At 56.3% G+C, this 23,187-nt stretch carries 18 protein-coding genes and 3 tRNA genes; 12 read left to right on the top strand and 9 right to left on the bottom strand.

Features of this window, described 5'->3' with window-relative positions; all coding sequences use genetic code 11:
• Window positions 1-79 precede the first annotated feature (79 nt).
• From nudC to AOZ07_RS10950, 3 genes are all read left to right on the top strand, one after another.
• Window positions 80-892: an NAD(+) diphosphatase gene (nudC, locus tag AOZ07_RS10960; RefSeq protein WP_194943648.1), complete on the top strand. Its 813-nt coding sequence runs from the start codon at window positions 80-82 to the stop codon at window positions 890-892.
• On the top strand, window positions 889-3,012 hold the full coding sequence (locus tag AOZ07_RS10955) for an ATP-dependent DNA helicase UvrD2 (RefSeq protein WP_060702028.1): 2,124 nt from the start codon (window positions 889-891) through the stop codon (window positions 3,010-3,012). Before nudC ends, AOZ07_RS10955 begins: the two co-directional genes overlap by 4 nt.
• 127 nt (window positions 3,013-3,139) lie before the next feature.
• A complete protein-coding gene (locus tag AOZ07_RS10950; RefSeq protein WP_084793219.1) occupies window positions 3,140-3,748 on the top strand; it encodes a M48 family metallopeptidase in 609 nt (202 codons plus the stop codon).
• A gap of 65 nt (window positions 3,749-3,813) precedes the next feature.
• On the opposite strand, the gene AOZ07_RS10945 is transcribed toward AOZ07_RS10950, so the two are convergent.
• Window positions 3,814-5,256, bottom strand: coding sequence for a zinc-dependent metalloprotease (locus tag AOZ07_RS10945; protein ID WP_060702027.1), 1,443 nt, complete (start codon window positions 5,254-5,256; stop codon window positions 3,814-3,816).
• A gap of 181 nt (window positions 5,257-5,437) precedes the next feature.
• Between AOZ07_RS10945 and AOZ07_RS10940 the strand changes: the two genes are divergently transcribed.
• The 4 genes from AOZ07_RS10940 to AOZ07_RS10925 all read left to right on the top strand — a co-directional run bounded on the left by AOZ07_RS10940 (window position 5,438) and on the right by AOZ07_RS10925 (window position 10,216).
• Window positions 5,438-6,556 carry a YlbL family protein gene (locus tag AOZ07_RS10940; RefSeq protein WP_194943647.1) on the top strand — a complete coding sequence of 373 codons (1,119 nt, stop codon included), beginning with the start codon at window positions 5,438-5,440 and terminating at the stop codon, window positions 6,554-6,556.
• 126 nt (window positions 6,557-6,682) lie between these two features.
• Window positions 6,683-9,718 carry a UPF0182 family membrane protein gene (locus AOZ07_RS10935; RefSeq protein ID WP_060702025.1) on the top strand — a complete coding sequence of 1,012 codons (3,036 nt, stop codon included), beginning with the start codon at window positions 6,683-6,685 and terminating at the stop codon, window positions 9,716-9,718.
• Window positions 9,719-9,778: 60 nt separating this feature from the next.
• Window positions 9,779-9,852: transfer RNA gene (locus AOZ07_RS10930), tRNA-Met, on the top strand.
• A 290-nt stretch (window positions 9,853-10,142) separates the two neighbouring features.
• Window positions 10,143-10,216: transfer RNA gene (locus AOZ07_RS10925), tRNA-Met, on the top strand.
• 48 nt (window positions 10,217-10,264) lie between these two features.
• On the opposite strand, the gene AOZ07_RS18210 is transcribed toward AOZ07_RS10925, so the two are convergent.
• Window positions 10,265-10,783 (bottom strand): integrase core domain-containing protein, encoded by a 519-nt coding sequence (locus AOZ07_RS18210; protein WP_075972485.1) that lies wholly within the window; start codon window positions 10,781-10,783, stop codon window positions 10,265-10,267.
• A gap of 581 nt (window positions 10,784-11,364) precedes the next feature.
• Between AOZ07_RS18210 and AOZ07_RS10915 the strand changes: the two genes are divergently transcribed.
• Window positions 11,365-11,438: transfer RNA gene (locus AOZ07_RS10915), tRNA-Met, on the top strand.
• 121 nt (window positions 11,439-11,559) lie between these two features.
• Here the strand turns inward: AOZ07_RS10915 and AOZ07_RS10910 are convergent.
• Window positions 11,560-12,291 carry a PspA/IM30 family protein gene (locus AOZ07_RS10910; RefSeq protein ID WP_060702023.1) on the bottom strand — a complete coding sequence of 244 codons (732 nt, stop codon included), beginning with the start codon at window positions 12,289-12,291 and terminating at the stop codon, window positions 11,560-11,562.
• Window positions 12,292-12,362: 71 nt separating this feature from the next.
• Window positions 12,363-14,423 carry a TPM domain-containing protein gene (locus AOZ07_RS10905; RefSeq protein WP_075972484.1) on the bottom strand — a complete coding sequence of 687 codons (2,061 nt, stop codon included), beginning with the start codon at window positions 14,421-14,423 and terminating at the stop codon, window positions 12,363-12,365.
• A gap of 239 nt (window positions 14,424-14,662) precedes the next feature.
• Between AOZ07_RS10905 and AOZ07_RS10900 the strand changes: the two genes are divergently transcribed.
• The 4 genes from AOZ07_RS10900 to AOZ07_RS10885 all read left to right on the top strand — a co-directional run bounded on the left by AOZ07_RS10900 (window position 14,663) and on the right by AOZ07_RS10885 (window position 18,945).
• Window positions 14,663-16,222, top strand: coding sequence for a S1C family serine protease (locus tag AOZ07_RS10900; RefSeq protein ID WP_060702021.1), 1,560 nt, complete (start codon window positions 14,663-14,665; stop codon window positions 16,220-16,222).
• 186 nt (window positions 16,223-16,408) lie between these two features.
• Window positions 16,409-17,230, top strand: coding sequence for an electron transfer flavoprotein subunit beta/FixA family protein (locus AOZ07_RS10895; RefSeq protein WP_194943646.1), 822 nt, complete (start codon window positions 16,409-16,411; stop codon window positions 17,228-17,230).
• Window positions 17,231-17,242: 12 nt separating this feature from the next.
• Complete coding sequence (locus tag AOZ07_RS10890; protein WP_060702020.1) at window positions 17,243-18,187, top strand: electron transfer flavoprotein subunit alpha/FixB family protein; 945 nt, start codon at window positions 17,243-17,245, stop codon at window positions 18,185-18,187.
• The gene (locus AOZ07_RS10885; protein WP_060702019.1) at window positions 18,184-18,945 is read left to right on the top strand and encodes a PIG-L deacetylase family protein; all 762 of its coding nucleotides are present in this window, start codon (window positions 18,184-18,186) and stop codon (window positions 18,943-18,945) included. The genes AOZ07_RS10890 and AOZ07_RS10885 overlap by 4 nt, the downstream gene beginning before the upstream one ends.
• A 95-nt stretch (window positions 18,946-19,040) precedes the next feature.
• Here AOZ07_RS10885 and AOZ07_RS10880 read toward each other — a convergent pair whose 3' ends face one another.
• From AOZ07_RS10880 to folP, 5 genes are all read right to left on the bottom strand, one after another.
• Window positions 19,041-19,607, bottom strand: a complete 567-nt coding sequence (locus tag AOZ07_RS10880; protein ID WP_060702018.1) for an anti-sigma factor domain-containing protein — start codon at window positions 19,605-19,607, stop codon at window positions 19,041-19,043.
• Window positions 19,608-19,731: 124 nt separating this feature from the next.
• Entirely contained in the window at window positions 19,732-20,193 is a 462-nt protein-coding gene (locus AOZ07_RS10875; protein ID WP_060702017.1) for a tRNA (cytidine(34)-2'-O)-methyltransferase, read from the bottom strand.
• 44 nt (window positions 20,194-20,237) lie between these two features.
• Complete coding sequence (locus tag AOZ07_RS10870; RefSeq protein ID WP_060702016.1) at window positions 20,238-21,137, bottom strand: J domain-containing protein; 900 nt, start codon at window positions 21,135-21,137, stop codon at window positions 20,238-20,240.
• A gap of 310 nt (window positions 21,138-21,447) precedes the next feature.
• Complete coding sequence (locus AOZ07_RS10865) at window positions 21,448-22,185, bottom strand: pyrimidine reductase family protein (RefSeq protein ID WP_060702015.1); 738 nt, start codon at window positions 22,183-22,185, stop codon at window positions 21,448-21,450.
• A gap of 13 nt (window positions 22,186-22,198) precedes the next feature.
• Complete coding sequence (gene folP / locus AOZ07_RS10860) at window positions 22,199-23,125, bottom strand: dihydropteroate synthase (RefSeq protein WP_060702014.1); 927 nt, start codon at window positions 23,123-23,125, stop codon at window positions 22,199-22,201.
• Window positions 23,126-23,187: the final 62 nt, after the last annotated feature.

Genomic DNA, 23,187 nt, shown 5'->3' with positions numbered 1-23,187 from the left:
ACTACCTTTTGCGCAGTCGCTTATTTCGCGTCCGCTCACTGAACGGCCGAACCCGGAGTTGCTTGGCGAGAAACTTTCCATGAATTCCACCAAGGTCATGCTGATTTCCGATCTTGGCGCTGCCGCCTGCGGCATGGAACTGTACTTTGTGGACGGGCCCAGCTACGTGGCCCATGATTCTGATCGCCTGGTTTATCTCGGCACATCCGGCACGAGTGATTACGTTTTGGCCATTGTCGACGCAGAGAACTATTCGAATGCGGATATTGAGCGCTGGATTTCTCTGCGTGAGGCCTTCACGATCCTCTCCGAAGTCCAAGCCGAGCTGTTGGTTGAAGCACAGGCAATCTCCAACTGGATCCGCTCTGAACGATTCTGCCCGCAGTGTGGTTCGGAGGTCCGGTCCTCAACCTTTGGGTGGGGACAGCGCTGCGTTTTGAATGACCATGAGCTATTTCCCCGGACCGATCCTGCGATTATCGCATCGGTGATTGACCGCCACGACCGCATATTGCTGGGTGCCAACGCCACTTTTAGAACGCACATGTATTCGGTGCTCGCCGGCTTCGTCGAAGCGGGGGAGTCGCTGGAATCAGCGGTTCGGCGAGAAATCTTTGAAGAATCTGGTGTCCATGTAGGCGACGTGGCCTACCGCGGCTCCCAGCCTTGGCCATTGCCGCGTTCCCTGATGCTCGGTTTTGCGGCTGAAGCTATCAGCGAAGAATTGATTCCTGATGGGGCCGAGATCAAGGATCTGCGCTGGTTCAGCCGAGAGGATCTGCGTCTTGCCCTGGAATCAGGAACAATAGACATACCGCGTGGCGTTTCAATAGCACATGCGTTGATCCGTAGTTGGTACGGAGAACCCCTTCCGGAGGCCCTAAACAAGTGACAGAACACGATGCTCCACCAGTACAGGATTTGCTGGCGGGACTGGACGCTGAACAACGGCAAGCAGCTGAAACGCTCAGCGGTCCATTGTGTATTCTGGCCGGCGCAGGCACGGGTAAAACCCGGGCCATTACCCACCGTATTGCGCACGGAGTGCACACGGGTATTTACAATCCCTCGAGTGTTCTTGCATTGACCTTTACGACCCGTGCTGCCGCAGAAATGCGGACCCGTTTACGCCAGCTCGGTGCGCCGGGTGTTCAGACCAGAACCTTCCACGCGGCCGCGCTGCGCCAGCTGCAGTACTTTTGGCCGCAGGCCATTGGCGGTACTTTGCCAAATCTGGTTGAGCATAAGGCCCCGTTGATTGCAGAGGCTGCCCGCCGACTGCGTATTTCCAGCGACCGCGCCATGGTGCGTGATCTCGCGGCAGAAATTGAATGGGCCAAGGTGTCGATGCACACCCCGGAAAGCTATGCGAAAATCGCCCCAACTCGTGAGATGCCCAATGGCCTGGAGCCGGTAAGCATGGCGAGGATTTTCCAAACCTACGAAGAACTCAAAGATGACCGAGGGGTTATCGATTTCGAAGACGTGCTCCTGCTGACCATTGCCATTCTCGAAGACAACGAGAAGGTAGCTGCACATGTCCGCCAGCAATATCGTCACTTCGTTGTGGACGAATACCAGGATGTTTCTCCATTGCAACAACGGCTGCTCGATCTGTGGTTGGGGCAACGAAATGAATTGTGCGTTGTTGGTGATGCTTCGCAGACGATTTACTCGTTCACCGGTGCGCGCCCTGACTTCCTGCTGAACTTTGGTACGCGTTTTCCGGAAGCCAAGGTGGTCAAACTCGTCCGGGACTACCGCTCCACCCCCGAAGTCGTGAACCTGGCCAACAAGGTGCTATCGACTCGGCGAATTGAGTCCTCCGTTCCGGATCGAAACGTCACTTGGCCTGAGCCCCTGGAATTGATTGCACAACGCGACCATGGTCCAAACCCGGATTTCTTTGAAGCCAGGGACGATGAGAACGAGGCAGAGGAAGTTGCCCAGCGCATCAAGAAGCTGCGGGGAGAGGGGCAAGACATCTCTGAGATTGCCATTCTCTACCGCACAAACGGGCAGTCTCAGGCTTTCGAACAAGCGCTCGCCGCACATTCGATTCCGTATGTCATGCGTGGTGCAGAGCGGTTCTTCTCTCGCCGAGAAGTCAAAGAAGGAATGCTGGCCCTGCGGGCAGCCTTGAGCGTTGCTGCCGAAACCTCGGTGCCGCAATTAGTTCGAGACGTGCTTTCCTCGCATGGCTATTCGGCGAATGCTCCCAGCGGAGGTACCGGCGCCGTCCGGCAACGGTGGGAATCATTGTCCGCTCTGGTGCGCCTGGCTGATGAAGTCGTTGCACTCAAAATTGAGCAGGGCACTGAAGCGACCTTGCACGACGTGGTTAAGGAACTTGAAGATCGCGCAGCGATCCAGCATGCGCCCACGCTGGATGGCGTCACTTTGGCTTCATTCCACGCAGCCAAGGGCCTGGAATGGGATGCTGTGTTCCTCGTTGGACTCAGCGAGGGACTGGTACCCATTTCCTATGCCAAGGACCAGGCTGGTTTTGACGAAGAACGCCGCCTGCTCTATGTGGGCATTACCCGTGCTCGGAAGCATCTATTCCTGTCTTGGTCGCTAGCGCGCACTCCGGGCGGAAGGGCGCATCGCTACCCCTCTCGCTTCTTGGATGGGATCAAGTCAGTTCGCCAGGCTAGCAGCCGACAGCAGACTACCTATAAGAAACGTGAACACAAGCTAATTCCGGCCGTCTGTTCCAACTGCGGTTCGTTCTTGGCTAGTGCAAAAGAACGCAAGCTGAAGCGCTGCGCGTCCTGCCCAGCCGCCTATGATGAGGCCTTGTTCGATAACTTGCGCACCTGGCGATCCGAAGTCGCCCGCTCAAATTCGGTCCCGGCTTTCGTCATTTTCACTGACGCCACTCTGATGTCCATTGCTGAACATCAACCCGGCTCCATACAGGGGCTATCGAAAATTGCGGGAGTCGGGCGCAGCAAGCTCGAACGCTATGGGGAAGCGGTACTAGCTGTTCTTGAATCCCACCGGGGATAGAAGTTGTTCACATGCCGCGTCGAGGTGGGCTGCTTGCCGACACCTCAGCATTAACGTGGGGCTAGCTGCTCAAGCGCCAGCAAGCAGCATGAATCCGACTGACCATGTGTGTGAGGAGTACAGCTCAATGCCTGTTTCACCGAGTATTTTTGAATTCGTCGCCCATGACGATATTCCGGTGCGGGTCGTGCGTTCCACCAAGCGCCGAAAGACCATCTCTTCGCAGTGGCGCGACGAAACCTTGATTATCCAGGTTCCAGCCGCGCTTGATGAGAAAACTGAGCGTTCGTTCGTTGATGAGATGCTCAAAAAATTCCGGCAAAGTCGACAACGACGAAATGCCGGGCATACCGACACCGAGCTAGGACGCAGGGCCCACGAACTGGACCAGCACTTCTTTGACGGCTCGGCTTCGCCAACAACGGTGCGATGGGTTACCAACCAAAATAAGCGGTGGGGATCAGCTTCCTACCAGCAGAGAAGCATTAGGCTCTCGTCAAAGCTCCAGCAAATGCCCTCATGGGTCCGCGACTATGTCCTGGTTCATGAATTGGCCCATCTGGTAGCGCCACGTTCGGGGCATGGGCCTGAATTTCAGAAATTGCTCAACAGATTTCCGCGGCGTTCGGAAGCGGATTTGTATCTTGAGGCTTTCCACGCTGGCTACAACTCTCATGCCAAGGAGCTAGGCGGGCCAATAGACGAGCTCGATGGTTTTGGCGAAGACGCCGAATAGTGGCAATTGAAACAGCGGTGGGGAGGAACGCAACTGCGTTCCTCCCTACCGCTTGGATCTGGTGATTATTTCTCTGGGTCTTCAGATGAATTCGGATCCGTCGGCTTTTCCGGGTCCGCGCTGTCATTCTCGGGATCAACATTGTCGAACCCACCGGACAGCAATTTTCCCAAGGCAACATCAAAGTCGTCGAATTCGGTATCCGCCAACTCGCGACGCTGAGTGAAAGTCGTCGGATCTTTGAGATCTTCATGCGTTGGCATGAGATCCGGGTGATCCCAGACGGCGTCGCGTCCATCGATGCCGCGCTCGTCGTTAAGGTGTTGCCACAGGGCTGCTGCTTCACGCAGCTTTCGAGGGCGTAGCTCCAAGCCGACTAGCGAGGCAAAAGCTGACTCTGCGGGCCCGCCCGATGCTCTGCGCCGACGCATGGTCTCCCGCAGGTGCTCGGCAAACGGAAGATTCGCCGCTGCCAGGGACACTACGTGGTCGACCCAGCCTTCAATGAGAGCAAGGGTTAGCTCAAGGTTCTCGAGCGCCTTATCTTGTTCCGGCGTGCGCTGCGGGGCGAATAGTCCTTCACCCAGCATGGACTGCAGGGCTTCAGGATTTGAAGGGTCGATGTCGCGAACGGCTTCTTCAATTCGAGACATGTCGATGTGAATGCCGCGAGCATAGGATTCAACAGCTCCGATAAGCTTTGAACTCAGCCACGGAACACGATTGAACAGTCGTGCATGTGCATTCTCTCGAAGGATGACATAGAGCAGCACTTCCTGCTCTGGGATTTCCAGGCCCTCGCCAAACTTCGCCACGTTGGTGGCGATGATTCCGGGGGTGCTGCCGGCCAACGGAAGGCCAATGTCGGTGCCACCAAGAACATCCGTTGCCAATCCGCCAAGGGCGGTGCCCAGTTGCATGCCGAACATGCTGGCACCCAGATTGCGGAACATGCCATCGGAATTGCCGAGCATTCCCTTCATCTCTTCAGGGATTTGTTCTTTCATGGCGGCGGTGATCGCTGTTGCCACTGATTCGGCAACTGGCTCGGTGACCTGTTTCCAGGTTGCCAAGGTCTTGTCGTACCAGCGCTTGCGCGTCCACGCCTCGGTCACCAAGCCATTGGATTCGAAAGACGTTGAGTTATTCAGCCAAAGGTCGGCCAGGTTCGAAGCGTCGTTGATTGCGCTCTGACGTGATTCTGACACGGCTGGATCGTCGCTGGCGTACGCCTGAAGCGCGGTATCGGAGGCAAGCTTCCAGTTCACCGGACCCGATGAAGCATTGTTGCTCATCATGGCCGACATCATTGCTTGTGCCTGCTGCATCATCTTTTGCATCGCTTCGGGGTCACCCTGGGCGCCTAGCGCATCGCGAAGTTGCGGAGGAAGATTGTTGGGATCAAATCCGCCACCGAAGAGCTGACCAAACATGGCAGAAAAAGGATCCTGCTGATTGTTATCGTCGTCGTCGCCGTTGGGGCGGTTATTCGGGGGGTTCTGTGCCATGCCTTTAAAACTACCGTGCCTTGCAATTAGTTCCCATGAATCTGGGCGACAGTTCGCTTTCGGCACACTGAATACGCCTTCTTGCTGATGCCTTTAGAGCTCAAGCTTCAGTAGGCTAAGAGTGGTGAAGTTCGCAAGGACGGATCCGCATCTTTTTTGATAGTTGGCGGGAGCAAGATCAGTGCACGAACGGGAACCACAGGACTCGATGAAAGTGGTCGGCGAATTTGGCCGAGCACCCCAAGGTTCCAAAGCCATTAAACGAACCAGTGCTGGCGTTCTCGCACTGCTGCTCATTGGCGTCATGCTGTTCCTGCCGACAAACTTCATGATTCGTTCTCCCGGCCCAGTCTTCAACACCCTGGGCAAAGACGAGGACAACGGGAAAGACGTCATTTCGATTGAGGGGGACAAGACGTACCCCTCGCAGAGCGAATTAGACCTCTTGACCATTTATGTCCAAGGGGGAGGGCAGAACCGGGTCACGATTCCGGTAGTTCTTGAAGCATTGCTCAATCCTGCCAAGGACGTTGTGCCTGAAGAGACGATCATTTCTCGCAACACGTCGACGCAGCAACAAAATGAGCAGAACGATCAGATGATGACCTCATCCCAGGATCTGGCAATTGCCGCGGCACTTACAGAACTCGGCTATGACTTCAAAACTTGGCTTACCGTCGCGGACTTTTCGTCTGATTCCAACAGCAAGTCGTTGGAAAAGGGCGATCGCCTTCTGAAATACAACGGAAAAGAAATCGTCTCCCTGGAGGAGCTGAAGAAGTCGCTCAATGCCAATGGGGAGAAGCCAGCAGAACTCACCGTTGGCCGCAAGGACAAGCAAGGCAACTACAAGGAAGTCGTTGTCCCAGTGACAACCGGCGAAGCCGACGGCGAACGCCAGCTGGGCATCTACCTGAGTACCGAACACAAGTTTCCCATAGATGTTCAATTTGGGCTGCAGAATGTGGGCGGGCCCAGCGCGGGAATGATGTTTGCCTTGGGCATTATTGATCGGCTGACCGAAGGCTCGTTGGCAGGAAATCACCATGTTGCAGGCACGGGGGAGATCTCGGCTGAAGGGAATGTTGGTCCGATCGGAGGCATAGCCCAGAAAATGGTTGCCGCGAAAAATGCGGGCGCGACCATTTTCCTGGCACCTGCGGACAACTGCAACGAGGTCATGGGAAGAGTCCCCGAAGGGTTGAACGTCCTGAAGATATCAACGCTCTCACAAGCTCGGACAGCGTTGACAAAAATCGCGGACGGAGAAAGCCCAGCGAACTTCGCGACATGTGAATAGATTTAGCCCAGCGTCAGGGGAAGAATGTGACGCAGAAATCAAAGCTTGTACTCGCTCCTCTAAGAATTAGGTACACGAGTTCCTCCGATGGCAACAGCGGAGAGAACCCAAGGTAAGGAATAGATAGTGTCATACGGATCGGATAGTCCGTTCGGAGGCCCGCCAAGGCCTCGTGAACCGCAGAGGCCTGCCAGCCCATCTGGCAAGAAAGTGTCGCCACTGACTTTGACCATCTTTGCGGTGGTTATTCTGGTCGCGGTCTTCGTTTTCTTGTCTAACTTTTATGCAGATATCCTCTGGTTTAACCAGTTGGGATTCTCGCAGGTCTACTGGACTGAACGCGTCGCCAAATTAATCATCTTCGCCATTGCCTTGGTGTTGATGGCTGTGCCTATGTGGTTCTCGATGCGCAGCGCCTACAAGCACCGGCCGGTATACGCGCCGAATGCGAATCAGCAAGATTCCATGTCCCGCTACCAATCTCAGCTGGAGCCTATTCGCCGTTTCCTCATGGTGGGCATTCCGCTGGTTGTCGGAATCTTTGCCGCCGTGGCAGTTGCCGGCCAGTGGCAGACCGTCCTGCTGTTCTTCAACCAGACGCCTTTCGGGAATAACGACCCCCAGTTCAACTTGGACTTGAGCTTCTTCATCTTCTCGTTGCCGTTTATCGCGCTCATTATCGGGTTCCTCGTTTCAGTGGTGCTCTTGAGCGGCGTTGCCGGATTGCTGACCCATTACCTCTACGGCGGCATTCGTGTCGAAGAACGAGGCGGCATCACCGTGGGCAAGGCAGCCCGGGTTCATACCGCTATCGTCGTTGCTGTCTTCCTGCTTCTGCAGGCAGCGAACTTCTGGATCGGCCAGTATGAGACGCTGACCGACCAGTCTGGACGTGTTGCAGGCGCCCTTTACAAGGATGTCCACGCAGTCATCCCTGCCCGGATGATTCTGGCCATTATCGCCATCCTGATCGCAATCACCTTTGCCATTGCCGCGTTCAATGGGCGCTGGAGGATTCCCCTGATCGGTACGGCGATGCTGGTCGTCACGATGATCGTGGTCAGCGGCGTCTACCCATTCCTGGTCCAGCAGTACCAGGTAGTGCCTTCGCAGCGAGAACTTGAACGAGACTATATCGATCGAAACATCGAAATGACTCGCCTGGCCTATGGTCTGGATGATGTTGAAGTCACCGACTACGACGCCAAGATCTCCACCGAGAAAAATGCCCTGGCCGAGGAAACCGCAACCACTGCCAATATTCGCCTGCTGGACCCGAACTTGGTGTCCACCGCCTTCGCGCAGCTTCAGCAGTTCCGCGGGTACTATACGTTCCCCAAGAACTTGAACGTCGACCGCTACAAAATCGACGGCAAGGTAGAAGACACCGTGATCGCGGCACGTGAAGTGAACGTCGACCCGTCCGATACCTGGGTCAACCAGCACATCAACTACACGCACGGTTATGGACTTGTCGCTGCCTACGGCAATCGAGTTGCCGCTGGCGGCCGACCTGATTTCATGTTGGGCGGTATTCCAACCTCAGGTGACTTGATCAGCGACAAGGACTACGAGCCACGCATTTACTTTGGCGAGAACTCACCGGAGTACTCTGTTGTCGGTGGACCGGATGAAGGCTGGACGGACCAGGAGCTTGACCGTCCCGGTACCGGCGGCGAGAACCAGGACACGCGCTACACCTTTACCGGTGAGGGCGGACCCAACGTTGGCAACATGTTCAACCGCTTGGTCTACGCCTTGAAGTTCGCTTCAACTGACCTTCTGCTCTCCCAGCAGGTCAATTCCGAATCGCAGATTCTCTACGACCGTGACCCACGGGACCGCGTTAGCAAGGTAGCTCCATACCTGACTCTGGACTCCAGCGCATACCCAGCGATCGTTGATGGCCGTGTGCAATGGATCGTCGATGGCTACACTACCTCCAACGACTTCCCGTATTCGCAGCAAAAGCAGTTGGACTCGGCCGTTACCGACTCTCTGACTAATGCCCAGGACCTGTCCATGACCGGTCGGGTCAATTACTTGAGGAACTCGGTTAAGGCGACAGTTGACGCCTATGACGGATCGGTGAAGTTGTACGCCTGGGACACCGAGGATCCGATTTTGAAGTCGTGGCAGAAGGTCTTCCCGACCTCGTATAAGCCGTTGAAGGATATGTCCGCTGATCTGATTGAGCACGTCCGCTACCCAGAGGACCTGTTCAAGGTGCAGCGTGAAGTGCTTACGACGTACCACGTGGATAACCCGGATGCTTTCTACGAGTCGAATGACGCCTGGGCCGTCCCTGACGACCCGACCTCGTCGACCGCCGGAGTCAAGCAGCCACCATATTTCATGTCGCTCAAGATGCCGACCCAGGACGAAGCCAGCTTCTCCCTGACCTCGACATTCATTCCAGCAGCAGCTTCCAACGGGCAACAGCGCAACGTCTTGTTCGGTTTCCTCTCGGCATCAGCTGACGCTGGTTCACAAGCCGGCGTGAAGTCCGAAGACTACGGCAAGCTCAGGCTGCTGGAACTGCCACGAGACACGGCTGTTCCAGGTCCGGGCCAGGCCCAGCAGAACTTCGACACCAATACTCGTGTCACGCAGGAGCTGAACCTGTTGCGCCAGGGCGCCTCCGAGGTCAAGAACGGCAACTTGCTGTCCTTGCCTGTTGGCGGCGGTATCCTTTACGTCCAGCCTGTCTATGTCCAGTCCTCTGGCCAGACCAGCTACCCGACCCTGCGCAAGGTTCTGGTGTCCTTCGGTGACCAGGTTGGCTTCGCCGATACATTGGCTGAAGCACTGGACGAAGTATTTGGCGGCAACTCTGGTGCTGTAACCGGTGAAACAGAAGGTGTTTCCCCGGGCGACAGCCCAGAGGGGGAAAAGGCGCCAAGCCAGTCCAATGAGCAGAAGCTGTCCACTGCCCTTTCTGATGCTAACGCGGCCATCAAGAAGGGCCAGGAAGCGCTGGCCAAGGGTGACTTCGCAGCTTACGGCGAGGCTCAGAAGCAGCTGCAGAATGCCTTGGACCGTGCTGTGGAAGCCGATGCGGCGATCAACGGGACCGAAGTTGATGGGGAAGTGAAGCTGGACGATAGCGGCTCCTCTGAGACTCCACAGCCTTCGGCACCGAGCGAAGGCTCCGAGGGGTAATAGGGAACCGGGCTCCCGATTTGCTTTCGCTCCGCGATGATGCAAGAATTGTCTAGTCATCGCGGGGTGGAGCAGTTCGGTAGCTCGCCGGGCTCATAACCCGGAGGTCAGAGGTTCAAATCCTCTCCCCGCCACGAAAGTCGAAAATGGAGATCCGCGAGGGTCTCCATTTTTGTATATCTTGACCAAATTGCGGCCTCGGTCGGGAATTGATTTGTGGTCGATTGCCACCCGGTAATTGATGGTTTCAATCTGCTTGGGGTTGTCGAGATTAATTTTGTCGCGAGGGGCGATGATTTCCTGAGTCGGTTTCGGATCTGGAGTGGCGAGTTCCTTCGAGCCAGGGTCGAATGCGGCCTGCGATCAAGGTCACTTGGCTCGATTGGCTATTGAGTTCATCAGTTGGTAATGTTGTATTTACCGACGCGGGGTGGAGCAGTTCGGTAGCTCGCCGGGCTCATAACCCGGAGGTCAGAGGTTCAAATCCTCTCCCCGCCACAAATGTGAAGAGTCGAGACATCGTTTACAGATGAGTTGCGACATGCTTTACAAATTATTATCAGATTCCCCCGGCCATCGGCCGGGGGATTTCTGTTTGTCGGGCCAATAGAATTTGCCAGGATCGATAACGTGGCGGCTGAGCACTTCTGAGGTTTCTGCGTCCATCACCGTCACTTCTTCGGTGTCGATGAGCATCACGACTTTCTTTCTCCTGTGTATTTTCCGCACCCCTAGGTGACGCAGTTTCCCGTCGTGCCTCAGGGTTACTTTTCCGCCGCTGTCGACCCGGTGATGCCCGATGCGGAACTCGCGGTCACGAGTGATGTTCTTGAGGTTTGGACGGGCTTTGAGCGTTCGGTGGTACCACTGATGCGGTGTTTCCCGGTTCAGCACGCGGTGTGGACGTTCAGTGTTGTAAACCTGCTGGAATTCATCCAGAATCCTTTGCAGCTCAGCGATCGATTCGGCTCGTGGGCGTGCGTTGACCCAGAGGTGCTCCGTGTGGTGTAAACCAGTCCGTTGTCTCTCAGGGGGCTTCGTGGTGGGCCGTAGTGGTTGATGCACCAGGTGAAACTGTCGATGGCGATTTGCGTGGTGATCTCTTCGTGCACGGAGCAGCGCAGTAGGTATCGCGAGTTGTCATCGAGTCAGCCAGTGCTGAGAGTGCGGCGTAGCTCGAGGATGCGGACTATAAACATTGGAGTGCGGCGCAGGTTGGTGTGCGGTTTTTTGCTGGCCGGTGCCAGTGCGCTGTCGACGCCGCCGTGGGCGAAGGGCAGCTGGTAGTAGCGTTGTCGAGGGATTATGTGGGGGCGGGAGATGCCGAGTGGAGCTCAAGCCGGCGTCGCTGATCTTGTGGTAGATGACGTGGTTTCTGGACACGTCATGGTGCCAACGATGTCTCGGCCCAGGTGTCTAGGATGTCGTGGAACTCCACGCTTCACCCGCCACGAAAGTGGAACTGGAGGCCAAAAGGGTCTCCAGGCTATTCTTCTGAACACGGCCGGATGCGAAATGCCCATGATGGAGCAATGCCCCAACAGCAACCAGAATGCCCGGAGTGTCTCGAAATCGAGGTCGTGACAAAGGACACTGTCTCTCAATTAGCCAAGTCATTCACTGATTGGTAATGTTGTATTTACCGACGCGGGGTGGAGCAGTTCGGTAGCTCGCCGGGCTCATAACCCGGAGGTCAGAGGTTCAAATCCTCTCCCCGCCACGAAAGTGGAAACGGAGATCCGAAAGGGTCTCCGTTCTTGTTTAACGAGTTAAATAACGGTGGTGCGCCGACGCTTGGCATCAGCACACCACCGCAATCCACAAGATCCTAGCAAAGAGGCTCAGCCTTCAAGAGCACCTGTCTGCTTGGACTTCAGTGCCGCCAGACGAGCTTCAACTTCGGTCTGCTCGCCCAGGTCTTCCAACGATTCAAATTGCGCGTCCAGGCTCGACGATGCCAGTTCAGCAGCTCCACGAACGCGTGCTTCTTCGCGACGTACCTTTTCTTCGAAGCGTCCGATTTCGCTGGAAGGATCCATGATGTTCACGGACTTAATAGCCTCGTGGACCTGGTTCTGGGCGTGAGCTGCCTTAGCACGTGCCACCAGCTCATCGCGCTTGCCAGCAAGTTCAGTGCGCTTTTCCTTCATCTGGTTCAGGCCGGTCTTGAGCTTCTCGACGATTTCGCGCTGGGAGCTTATGGTTGGCTCTGCAGACTTCATCTCCGATTCAGCTTGCATCTGGCGCTGGATGGCAACCTTCGCCAAGTTATCAAACTTGGCAGCATCATCCGATTTGCCCGAAGCGCGGAACTCGTCTGCCTTGTTTGACGCTGCTAGAGCCTTGTTGCTCCACTCGGCAACTGCTTCTTCGTCTTCGCGGTAATCGTCCTCCAACATGCGCAGATTGCCAATGGTCTGGGCAATGGCCTGTTCGGCTTCGGCAATGTTGTCGTTGTAGTCGCGAACCATCTGATCCATCATTTTCTGAGGATCTTCTGCCGAGTCCAACAAGGCATTGATGTTGGCTTTGGCCAGCTGTGAGATGCGCCCGAAGATTGATTGTTTGGTCATGATGGGACCTTCCTAATTGAGTAAGTAATCGTTGATGCTGCATGAACTGCCGGGCAATCTGGATCGGCGGGCTAGAAGTTGCCTCCGTCGCCTCCGCCGAAGTCACCTCCTCCAAATCCACCGCCGCCTCCGCCGTCAAACCCGCCGAAGCCGCCGCCACCGAAGAAGCCGTCGTTGCCTCCGGAATGACCACCGCCGTGGCCTCCACCGAGGATGGTATTGATGAGGATGCCACCGAGCACCGCACCACCAACACCGTCAAATACTCCGCCGCCACGTCCACGCCCATAGCCGCCCATGCCGACGCCATCGCCAAACCCGCCGAAGCCGCTGACATCGTTCTCCGCCATTTGGGCTGCCTGGTCTGCCAGCTGGATGGATCGTTGTGCAGCGGCTACCGCGCGAGCCGGGTCCGAGTGTGCGAAGGAATGCGCTTCATCCAGGGTGCGTTGTGCCTCGGCCAGACGAGTGCGGGCCGAAGAGCGGACGCCTCCTCGACGTGCTCGGATGTAGTCGTCTGTACCGTTGATACGGGATGCGGCGGTGTGGAGCAAGGACTGCAATTGATCCCTGGCTGCCTGGTCCTGCTGAGCGCGGCCGCGAAGCGTTGCCAGTGCCTGCCCGAGGGGATTCGTCGCGTCATCCAAAAGCGTGATCAGCGCAAGCGGGTTGTACTTTCCGCTGGCCATGGCTTGGCGCGTTGTGGACAGCGCGCTTTCAACGCCAGCGATCGGTCCGGCGAGATCGGAACTGGTTCCTGACGCGAAAGTCGCCTTAGCTTGGGCCAGGTCGCGTTCTGCCAGCGCGACGGCTGCACGAAGGTCCTGTTCAGCCTGCTCTAATGATGCGCCAGCCTTGGCGATTGCCTCCAGAAGGACGTTGGCCTGGTCTTGGGCCTCTTCTGCGTTTTGGATGAGTACCGCAGCGTCGGAGCGGTTCGTCCCGAGCTTCTCAGAAGCCCGCTGCAATGAGGAAGCGGCAAACGTCAGGCGCTCACCGGCTTGCTGCGCGTTGTCCTTGATCTGGGTGACTGCACTCGGATCGTACTTGGCGGAGAGCTGTTCAAAGTCGGCTACACGAGCGGAAAGCTTTTGATTCAATGGTTCCTGATTTGCCTTCACCTCGGTGATGCGGGCTTCAGCATTCTGTTCCAGCTGGCGAAGTTGTTTGAAATCATCGGCATGTTCTTGCAAAGACTGGTTGACGTCCTTGCAGCGGTTGATGATCTCGTTGAGCCATGACCGCTGATCTGCTTCGGTATCGGGAATGTCGTCATCCAGCTGCTGCTGCAAGCGGAATGATTCGGTGAGGTGCTCCTTGGCCTTGGCCAGGTCTTGCATGAAGACCGATACCGCTTCCTTGCCATACTGGGCCTCGGCGAAGCCAAGTTCTTGTTGCGAGGAGCGGATGGAATCATCGGCAGCCACGAGCAGCTGATCAGCCTGCAGGCGAAGCTCATCCAATGCGACCAGCGGCTGCTGCGGAGCAGGAGCCCCTGCCATGCCCGGGTAATTGTTCTGTTGTGGCGGAAGCCCGCGGGTGTTTTTCCGGCTTCGGCGGGCGAGAAGGAAATAGCCACCCACTGCCAGCGCAGCGACCACGAGAAGAATGGTCATGAAGCTGCCGCCGCCTGAAGAGCCCTCCGCTGTACCGCCGCTCTCGACGTTCCTGATGCCCTCGATGGCTCCGTCAACCGCACCGACCCAGTTGCTTTCACCGAGTTCTGGGCTAATCAGCGACCTATAGATCTCCGAGTCCTGCTCGCCCAGGGGTCCATTGTCCGATGCGGCGAAGTACGCCTGCCGGGTTTGGGTAGCTACCGCGAGAATAACGTCGGATTTTCCCAAGCCTTTCTTGTCCGCGACTTCTTTAACCCATTCATCGGCCTTCGCTGGGCTGGAAAATTCGTCAACGTAGATGGCGAAGAGGCTGAGTCCTGTATCGTTTCGGAGCTCTTTGATTTCTTGTTCAATGCGTGCTTCGTCAGAACCGAGCACCCCGGAATTATCGATGACAAAGTCGCCAGGCGAGATGGTGACCGGCGACTCGGCCAATGCCGGCGCAGCTATTCCAAGCGATACAACCGAAGCCACCATTGCACTGGCTAGCAGTTTCCGACTCTTCATTCCCATTTCCCGTTCCTGCCTGAAAAGCTAAGTCACACTAAAACCAGGATGTACCCGATCTGGTGTATCCAGAGACTGGATTCACACTTAGAATTGATTCTATTTGCCCTAATGAAGCACGTCTATGACATTCAGCTGCCAGAATAGTTAACTCACAGGCGATGCAAAGTCACCACAATTCGATGCCACAGACCAGACCTGAATAATTAAACCCAAGAGATTCGATAGTTCGAAAGAGGCATGAAATGAGCCAGACCCCGAATGAGCCACGTGAAGAAAACTTGGGTGATTCTGCACGGCCATCAAACGATCACAATAGCCAGCCTTCCGGTTCCAACGAACCGACTGCCCGCTACCCTCGCATGGACCAGGATCCAGCCAGCGTCCAGCAGCCAGGCACTGGCGAGTCGCCAACCGCTCCACGCACTGAACCGATGAGCGCAGCCACGCAAAACTCTGCAGGCTCTCAATCAGCATCTTCTTACCAGTCGCAGAACAGCGCGGGACAAAATAGCCAGTCCAATTCGCCCTACGGTGCTCCCTATGCCGGCGGCGCGTATACGCAAACCGCATATCCTGTTCCTCCAGAGAAGCAGCCCAGGGACAAGAAGCGATTTGCCGGAAGCACTTTAATCGCTGGCATGGTTGCTGCGGCACTGGTAGGCGGGCTGACCGCAGCCGGCACTACGTATCTCATGAATGATGGAAACAGCACCTCAACCACCGGAGGTTCAGCACCACGTGAGGGAGTGGTGATCAACAATCCCGACAAGGTCACCGAAGTTACCGCGGCCGCGGCCAAGGCCAGCCCCAGCGTGGTAACCATCGAAGTTTCAGGAAACGGAAACGGCGGTTCGGGCTCGGGCATCGTGCTGGACAACAAGGGAAACATTCTGACCAACACCCACGTGGTCACGCTTGGTGGCGAAGTGGCCGACCCGACAATCACCGTCCAAATGAATGACGGGACGGTGCACGCGGCTAAGGTCGTCGGAACGGATCCGCTTTCAGATCTGGCCGTGATCAACATCCAGGCTGACGGACTTGTCCCGGCAACACTGGGATCATCTTCTGAACTGAACGTCGGCGACACCGCGGTAGCCATCGGCGCACCTCTTGGATTGAGCGGAACGGTCACTGACGGCATCATCTCCACCCTGAACCGTACAATTTCCATCGCTTCTTCCGCTGTTCCAGAGGAAAGCGATCAATCCAATGGCGATGACGGCAGCCAGTTCAACTTCCAATTCCCGGGCCAGCAACAACAACAGCAGTCCAGTGGCTCGATCTATGTCAACGTCATTCAGACCGACGCAGCGATCAACCACGGTAATTCGGGTGGCGCATTGGTCAATGCCAACGGCGAGATCATCGGCGTGAACGTTGCCATCGCTTCTTCCGGATCCAGCGAAGAAGGCGGATCCATCGGTGTGGGCTTTGCGATCCCGATCGACTATGCGAAGCGCATCGCCCAGGAACTCATTGAAAACGGCTCAGCCACTCACGGTTTGCTCGGAGCCACGGTGACTGCGCAAGGTACTTCTGAACAGGGCGCGCAAAATACCTCGTCCTTCTCGGTGGGAGCCAAGGTTGTTGATGTGAGCGCCGGCTCGGCCGCCGAAAAGGCAGGCCTGAAGTCCGGAGACGTCATCACTGGCGTGAACGGGCGTGCAGTGCACGATTCTCAAACCGTGACCGCGGCAATTCGCGAAATTGCAGCCAACGGTGAAGCTGAAATCCGGTACCTGCGCAATGGCCAGGAGAAAACGGCCAAGGTCACTGTAGGGGAATTGTCAAAAAACTAAATAAATCTTCATGATGACGCAGTGAAGTGGGTGACGCAGGCTGGTGACGAACCAGCCTGCGTCACTTCTTGCACTTTCGGCGATAAAGAACGAGCCAATCGTGATGTATCGATACGATAGACAGTGAATAAATAGTCCAACCAGTCCCCGGGGCTGTTGGACGCGAAAGCTTGTAGGAAGGCTCGAATGACCGAGGAAACCACGGCACCGCTGAAAATAGTGGTGCTGGTAAAACATGTTCCCGACGTTCAATTTGATCGTCACATCGACTCTGGGTCGTTGCGTCTTGACCGTGCAGAGTCGGTACTTTCAGAACTTGACGAATATGCGGTCGAAGCGGCCGTAGCCCTTGTCGAGTCCCAGGGAGGCTTCGCCGCTGGGCATGAAGTCATTGCAGCAACTATGGGCGGTAAGAGCGCAAGCAATTCGGTGAAGAAGGCCTTGCAGATGGGGGCCAGCTCGGGGCTTCACCTGAACGACGAGGCTTTGGCTGGGTCGGACACCATCGCCACGTCCAAGGCGTTGGCGGCTCTTGTCGAGCATGTTGGAGATGTGGATCTAGTCGTCACTGGCATGTCCTCGACCGACGCTGAAACTTCGGTTGTTCCAGCGCAGCTGGCCGAGCGCCTGAATTTTGCTCAACTGACTCATGCCCTGGCCGTCGATTTTGACGCGGCCAGCCGAGAGCTGACCATTCGACGCGACCATGCGGACCGCACACTGAGCCTGGCTGCGGCCCTGCCAGCAGTATTATCGGTAACTGATCAGGCCAATGAGCCTCGTTACCCGAACTTCAAAGCCATCATGGCCGCCAAGAAAAAGAGCCTCACCGAAGTCGACTTGGCCGGCATTGGTTTGGCTGCTGATGCAGTTGGAGCGTCAGGATCACATTCTGCTGTGCTCAACGCGAATGCTCGACCTGCCCGCGAAGCCGGAACTGTCATTAATGACAGTGGCCAGGCTGGAATTGCCTTGGTTGATTTCTTGGCCGAACAAAAGCTGATTTAAGGAATATTGAACATGCCTTCAGCACTAGTATTTTTCAACGAACTTTCCGATGTCCCGTCCAAGGCACAACGCGAGCTTTTGACCCTCGCATCGCGCTTCGACGAGGCAACCCTGGCCGTTGCCTCTGAGGTTTCGCAGGAAGCTCAAGAAGTAGTCAACGGCTACGGGGTAGCCAAGCTTCTTGTTGCCTCCGGTGGCGACGACGCGTTCATCGACCATTCGCTCTCGGTCCTCGAAGCCGCGGTGAAGCTGAGTGCTGCCGATGTAGTCCTGGTTGCCAACGATAATTTCAACCGCGAGATCGCAGCTCGTTTGGCTGTGCGACTCGATGGAGCAGTAATTACGGACGCTACCGATGTTTCGGCAGATCTCGTCGTTACCAAGGACGAATTGGCTGGCAGCTACAGCGCCCAGGCCAAGGCAACCAGTGGAACACTATTTGTCACCATGAAACCAAACAGCATCGAAGACGCGCCGGGGGAGCAGGACAAGCAACTTGACGTTCGTGCCCTGGAACTTCCAGGTGCAGCTGCGCCGCAAATCCGCGTTGTAGCAACCGAAGCGAAGGCCGTATCGGATCGTCCGAAGCTAACCGAAGCTCGAGTAGTAGTCGCGGGCGGACGCGGCGTCAACGGGGACTTCGGCCCTGTTGAGGACCTTGCCGACGCTCTATCCGGTGCTGTTGGCGCCTCGCGCGCCGCGACAGACGCTGGTTGGATCTCGCATGACGCGCAGATCGGCCAGACCGGTGTGACGGTGTCACCGCAGTTGTTCATTTCTGCGGGCATCTCTGGTGCGATTCAGCAGAAGGCTGGCATGCAGACCAGCAAGTGCATCATTGCCATCAATAAGGATGTCGACGCACCTGTTTTCGAAATCGCTGATTTCGGTATCGTTGGCGATCTGTCAAAGGTGCTTCCACAAGCCGCAGAAGAGATTCGACGCCGCCAAGCATGATCGACACATCTAGATTCTTCGGTGCGCAAACCGAACGGGTCCTCGCTTTCGGCGCGCATCCAGACGACCTGGATTTTGGCGCTGCGGGCACCATTGCGGCATTCACCACCGCGGGCGTCGAGGTGCAATATTGCATCATGACCGATGGTGATGCCGGTGGTTTTGATGATCGAGACCCACAAGAAACCGCCGCTTTGCGCCACGCCGAGCAGAAGCAGGCGGCTGAAAAAGTCGGCGTCAAGACCGTGCACTTTTTGGGCGAACGCGACGGCTTCCTCGAAGCCAACCACGACGTCATGCGCAAGGTAGTGCGGCTAATCCGACAGGTCAAGCCAACCATCGTCATGGCGATGCATCCTGAACGCAACTGGGATCGAATCCAACGTTCGCATCCGGATCATCTAGCCTGTGGCGAGGCGGTAACACGTGCTATTTATCCGGCGGTGGAGAATCCCTTCGCCTACCCGGAGCTACTTCGAGAAGAAGGCCTGGAAGCCTACAGGGTTCCTTGGTTGTGGCTCTATGGCGCGCCGAAGGAACGAGAAAACGGTTTTGTCGACATCACGGAGTACTTCGATAAGAAAATGGATGCCTTGCGCGCCCATTTCACGCAGCATCCGGACGTCGCGGCCATGGAGCGGTTCGTACTTCAACAGTGTGTCGCCAACGGCCAGCGCGCGCAGCTTGCCGAAGGACGATTAGCTGAAGCCTTCCATCTGGTAGCTGTGAACGCTGACGATACCATCGCGGGCTTCTAGCCGAGGTCCAGTCAAAAACCAAAGGTGCCTGTGGCCGATGGAGGAAATATTCCTCATCGGCCACAGGCACCTTTAGTTGAAGCCTGATGCTTAGGCTAAGAGCCCTGGTTGGCCTGGGAGCTTGCATCCTTGCTCAAAGGAAGGTCCACAGAAGCCTCGGTGTCTTCCGAAGGCGCCGAAGGCGTATCCGAGCTTTCGACGGTGATATGAATGGCGATGATGTCATCGGCTGGCGCGTATCCTGCTGAAGCATCCTCGCCATTGCTTGTCGTGATGACTGAGACGCTGCCCGATTCGTGGATGGCCCAAGCAACATACTGCTCTGACTCTTCCAAAGGAGGCAGTGAAGTCAGTTCAACGCCGATGGCGTTTTCCGACTTTGAGCTGCTCAGATTAGCTTGCCCGCCGCTTTTGAGCTCGACCGGAACTGAGATGGCGTCGTCGGCCTTGGATGCCTTGGACGCTTTAGTTCCACCATTGAGCAGGGAGAAGATCACTAGCGCCAGAACGGCGATGACCGCTACGCCCACGACTGCGAAAATCCAGCGTCGTGGTCTGGTTTTTCGTTCAGCTCGTGAACTGCTGGCCACGTGGCTCACCAGGTCTAGTCCCAGGTCTTCGTCCTGAGGCTCGTCGCGGTGCTGGGAATGGCTACCGTTCATTGTCTTGGATTCTCCCGAAAGGTCGTCGGCACAGTTCAATACCCGCATGCTTACGGGCACAGTAAAGAGCTTACTTTATAAAGATTAGGTAAAGCTGTATACGCGGCGATTGAAGACTGGTACTTTAAGCGCCGGCAAATCCATGCTGCCGCCAAGCCTCGTAGGCAACAATCGATGCAGTATTAGCTAGATTCAGCGACCGGCGGCCCGGCAGCATCGGCAGACGCACCAGTTCAGTGACACGCGGATGCTTCTTATCTTCCGCGCTGAGTCCCGATGACTCTTTGCCGAACAGCAAGATGTCGCCTGGCTCATAGCTGATGTCCGAGTAGACCGTTTGGCCCTCGGAAGTGAAAGCGAAAACGCGTCCTTCCCCCAAAGCTTCAAAGGCAGCGTCAAGATTTTCGTGGACCGTGACGTTCGCCATGTCATGGTAATCCAACCCCGCACGACGCAAATTGGCATCATCGAAATTGAAGCCTAGCGGCTTGACCAAGTGCAGTTCGGCACCGGTAATGGCCGATAGGCGGATGGCATTTCCGGAATTACCCGGGATCTCTGGGGCGTTGAATACGATGCGAAACACTTAACCAGTTTAAGCGCTGCCGGTGGGCATTCGCGCCATTGAACTCAGTACATCGCCTCGCGTAAATGGGCCAAGGACGCACGGTCGACAACATTTGGGGTAGGTCCCGATCCCAAGAACAGCTTTAGTTCCCTCACGAGCCCAGCCGCGTTGAGCACATTTGGGGTCGTTGCAAGGGCCGGGTTCGCATTGCGGTGGTATTCGATAACCGGTTCGTGCCGATTCCCGTTGGGGGAGAGGACCAAGGTAAATGCCATCACGTTCATCTGCATGAAGCTTCGCTGGAGTGCAGAGATTGAGAAGGCGGGCGGTTGGGTCATCTTGTTTCCATGACGCAGCACATTGCCGTCGAAAGAGTAGTAGCCCTCTGGCAGCGTCATAGTATTGATGACCGCCATGCGATAACCGGCCACCAGCACGTGGTCATAGTGGCCACCGTGCGGTGCGGCCACCCCATTTACGAGGCGGGCCGCTGGCAATACGTTCAGCACGTTCTTGCTCAGCAAGTTGATCGTGTTGGCTTCGCGGACCAAGCGCGCCCTGTTGGCGAACAAGCCGCGCTTGCGTGGTTCGCCGTGAATCTTCTGTTCGGAAAGTTCTCTGCTCAACCAGGTGAACGACGCATCTGAGAACTCGGGAACGTATTCCGTAGAAAGCTGAGCCTTTGGCTGCTGGGGCGATTTGCGCAGTCGCTCATCAAATGGACGGGCGGAGAATCCGGCTCGGGGTGCTTCGCCTGGCTTTTGAAAAGTTTCGTCGTGGCTCAAAGGGTTCGCCAGAACAGAGATATCCTGAAATGCCTGTTGGACTTCCTTGAATTTTTCCTCGCTGCCACCCAGATCGGGATGCGTTGCCCTGGCCGCCCGGCGATAAGCAATCTTGATCTCTTCCATGCTGGCCGAAGGAGCAACACCAAGGATTTCGTAGGGGCTCGGCGTGCTCATGGTCCAGATAGGTCCTCTCGAATGGGAAGGCAATGTGCCAGTGCATTCCAGTTTAGCTAATGGAGCCCCACAAATAATCGGGTTGTGCTCACAGCTCAGCGATCACATTTCGCGTGAAGACTTTTGATCTTGTCGCGATCGACCACATGGTTTTCCGACCGTTCGCTGGAAATGCTGCGGGTCCACATCACGTCCAGGATTTGGCGCCACCGCAGCGTGCAATGGGTATTTGCGCGAACTGGTCGAAACAACCGCTGGTTGCCAGGAGGACTGCACTACAGTGTTCGCGTCCTCGACAGAATCTTCGCGTTTATTGGCCGATCCTGTAGTCGCAGAAGAGCATGCTCTCTTCTTCGAATAAATGGTTCAAGGAAAAGCGCTGGAATGTCTGCCGGGCATGGGCTGCAATACGCATTCCGTTGCCGGCTACGACAACCGGAGAGTAGCTGAGGCAAGCCGAATCCACCATGCCAGCAGCCATGAACTGGCCGAAGATATGAGGCCCGCCCTCGCAATGAACGAATCCCAGTCCGCGCTGGGTCAAGTGGTCTACGACTTCCTTGGGGTCGCATCCTCCTTCCCCCTCCGAAACCTGAATGAGCTCAACGCCGTGCCCGTAGGATTCGCGTTGCTCGTCCGTGACTTCAACGGTGGTGAAGACGATGACCGGAACAGGCGACTGGATGAAGATCTCTGCTGAGGGGTCCAGATGCAAGCCGGCAGAGATTAGTGCCAATGCCGGATGGGCGGATAGCCCGTTGCGGGTGCGCCACTCTCGGTCCTCTGCCGAAACCAGGTCTCCTTCGTAGCCTTCGGCACGGACAGTGCCGGCGCCAACGACAATAACGTCTGCTAGACGGCGAAGCAGAGCGAAAATTCTCTGGTCGCCCTTTGAACCCAATTTCGCAGACAAGCCATCGGCTTGGGCGCTGCCATCGATGCTGCTGACAAAGTTGAAACGTACAAAGGGGCGTTGTGCACTGTTATAGCGTTCCAACAACTGTTCATCGCTGACGTTGTTGCTTGGTTCTGGAAGCAGGGCTCGCATGTATGTCGTTCCTTTACTTGCTGGGTTCTCGTTCAGGATGCGCCGGCGGATTCACATCACCCATATTGTGGATCTGGTAAGCCGGCTCGCGCCAGCCCTGCGCGGCTTCAATAAGCCGAACAGTTTGCACCGACTCGGGGATGTTGTGCATGCGCAAAATTCGGGCTCCATTCATGGCGCAAATTGTGGCTGCGACCATGGAGCCGAGAGTACGCTCGGATTTTGGCAGGTCCAAGGTTTCGCCGATGAAGTCCTTGTTCGAAACGGCGGCAAGTGCCGGGAATCCCAAGTCCGCAAAGGCCTGGAAATTCTTGGTGATCTCAAGAGTATGTTGTGTGTTTTTATTGAGGTCATGACCCGGGTCAACAATGATTTTTGATGGTGAAATTCCAGCAGCGATAGCCACTTCAATTTTGTCCTTCAAATACTGTCGTACGTCCGCAACCACATTGGCATAATGCGGTCGAGGGTAAATCGTTCGAGGCTTTGCCAGCGAGTGGGTTATCACCAAATGCACATTGTTCTTGGCGACGACTTCTGCCAGTTCGGGATAGGCAAGGCCGGTAGTGTCATTGATGACATCGGCGCCGGCATCGATAGCCGCCTGGGCAACCCTGGGCTGAAAAGTGTCCGCTGAAATGATCGCGTCGCTGTATTCTCGAACAGCCTGTATGACGGGGACAATTCGCTCGGCTTCCTCTTCCCACGCAAGCTCAGGCCCGGGCGAGAAGGGCACGCCCCCGATATCAACCCAATCGGCGCCGTCATTGACAGCCTGCAAAGCTGCGGACACGGCCTGGTCAAGTCCAAAGGTGGACCCGGCATCGTAGAAGGAATCCGGGGTGCGGTTGATCACTGCCATGATGGCTATTCTTCGAGAGAAATCGATGGATTGCCGAGAAAACTCGTGGATGGGATCTAGCAACTCAGGCCTGAACATCGATGAAAGCTCCCTTGCAGTAAACGTCGCGGGTCACGAGGTATTTATTCATTCATACCACC

It is taken from the genome of Glutamicibacter halophytocola, assembly GCF_001302565.1.
In the GTDB taxonomy this organism is placed as follows: Bacteria; Actinomycetota; Actinomycetes; order Actinomycetales; family Micrococcaceae; genus Glutamicibacter; species Glutamicibacter halophytocola.
This window is presented reverse-complemented; position numbering and strand designations above follow the sequence as displayed.

Excerpts from the sequence above, each read along its gene's own strand:
- AOZ07_RS10900 (WP_060702021.1), top strand. The coding sequence starts at position 14,663 with ATGAGCCAGACCCCGAATGAGCCACGTGAAGAAAACTTGGGTGATTCT.
- AOZ07_RS10950 (WP_084793219.1), top strand. The coding sequence starts at position 3,140 with ATGCCTGTTTCACCGAGTATTTTTGAATTCGTCGCCCATGACGATATT.
- AOZ07_RS10870 (WP_060702016.1), bottom strand. The coding sequence starts at position 21,137 with ATGAGCACGCCGAGCCCCTACGAAATCCTTGGTGTTGCTCCTTCGGCC.
- AOZ07_RS10890 (WP_060702020.1), top strand. The coding sequence starts at position 17,243 with ATGCCTTCAGCACTAGTATTTTTCAACGAACTTTCCGATGTCCCGTCC.
- AOZ07_RS10880 (WP_060702018.1), bottom strand. The coding sequence starts at position 19,607 with ATGAACGGTAGCCATTCCCAGCACCGCGACGAGCCTCAGGACGAAGAC.
- AOZ07_RS10885 (WP_060702019.1), top strand. The coding sequence starts at position 18,184 with ATGATCGACACATCTAGATTCTTCGGTGCGCAAACCGAACGGGTCCTC.
- nudC (WP_194943648.1), top strand. The coding sequence starts at position 80 with ATGAATTCCACCAAGGTCATGCTGATTTCCGATCTTGGCGCTGCCGCC.
- AOZ07_RS10905 (WP_075972484.1), bottom strand. The coding sequence starts at position 14,423 with ATGGGAATGAAGAGTCGGAAACTGCTAGCCAGTGCAATGGTGGCTTCG.
- AOZ07_RS10895 (WP_194943646.1), top strand. The coding sequence starts at position 16,409 with ATGACCGAGGAAACCACGGCACCGCTGAAAATAGTGGTGCTGGTAAAA.
- AOZ07_RS10945 (WP_060702027.1), bottom strand. The coding sequence starts at position 5,256 with ATGGCACAGAACCCCCCGAATAACCGCCCCAACGGCGACGACGACGAT.
- AOZ07_RS10865 (WP_060702015.1), bottom strand. The coding sequence starts at position 22,185 with ATGCGAGCCCTGCTTCCAGAACCAAGCAACAACGTCAGCGATGAACAG.
- AOZ07_RS10910 (WP_060702023.1), bottom strand. The coding sequence starts at position 12,291 with ATGACCAAACAATCAATCTTCGGGCGCATCTCACAGCTGGCCAAAGCC.
- folP (WP_060702014.1), bottom strand. The coding sequence starts at position 23,125 with ATGTTCAGGCCTGAGTTGCTAGATCCCATCCACGAGTTTTCTCGGCAA.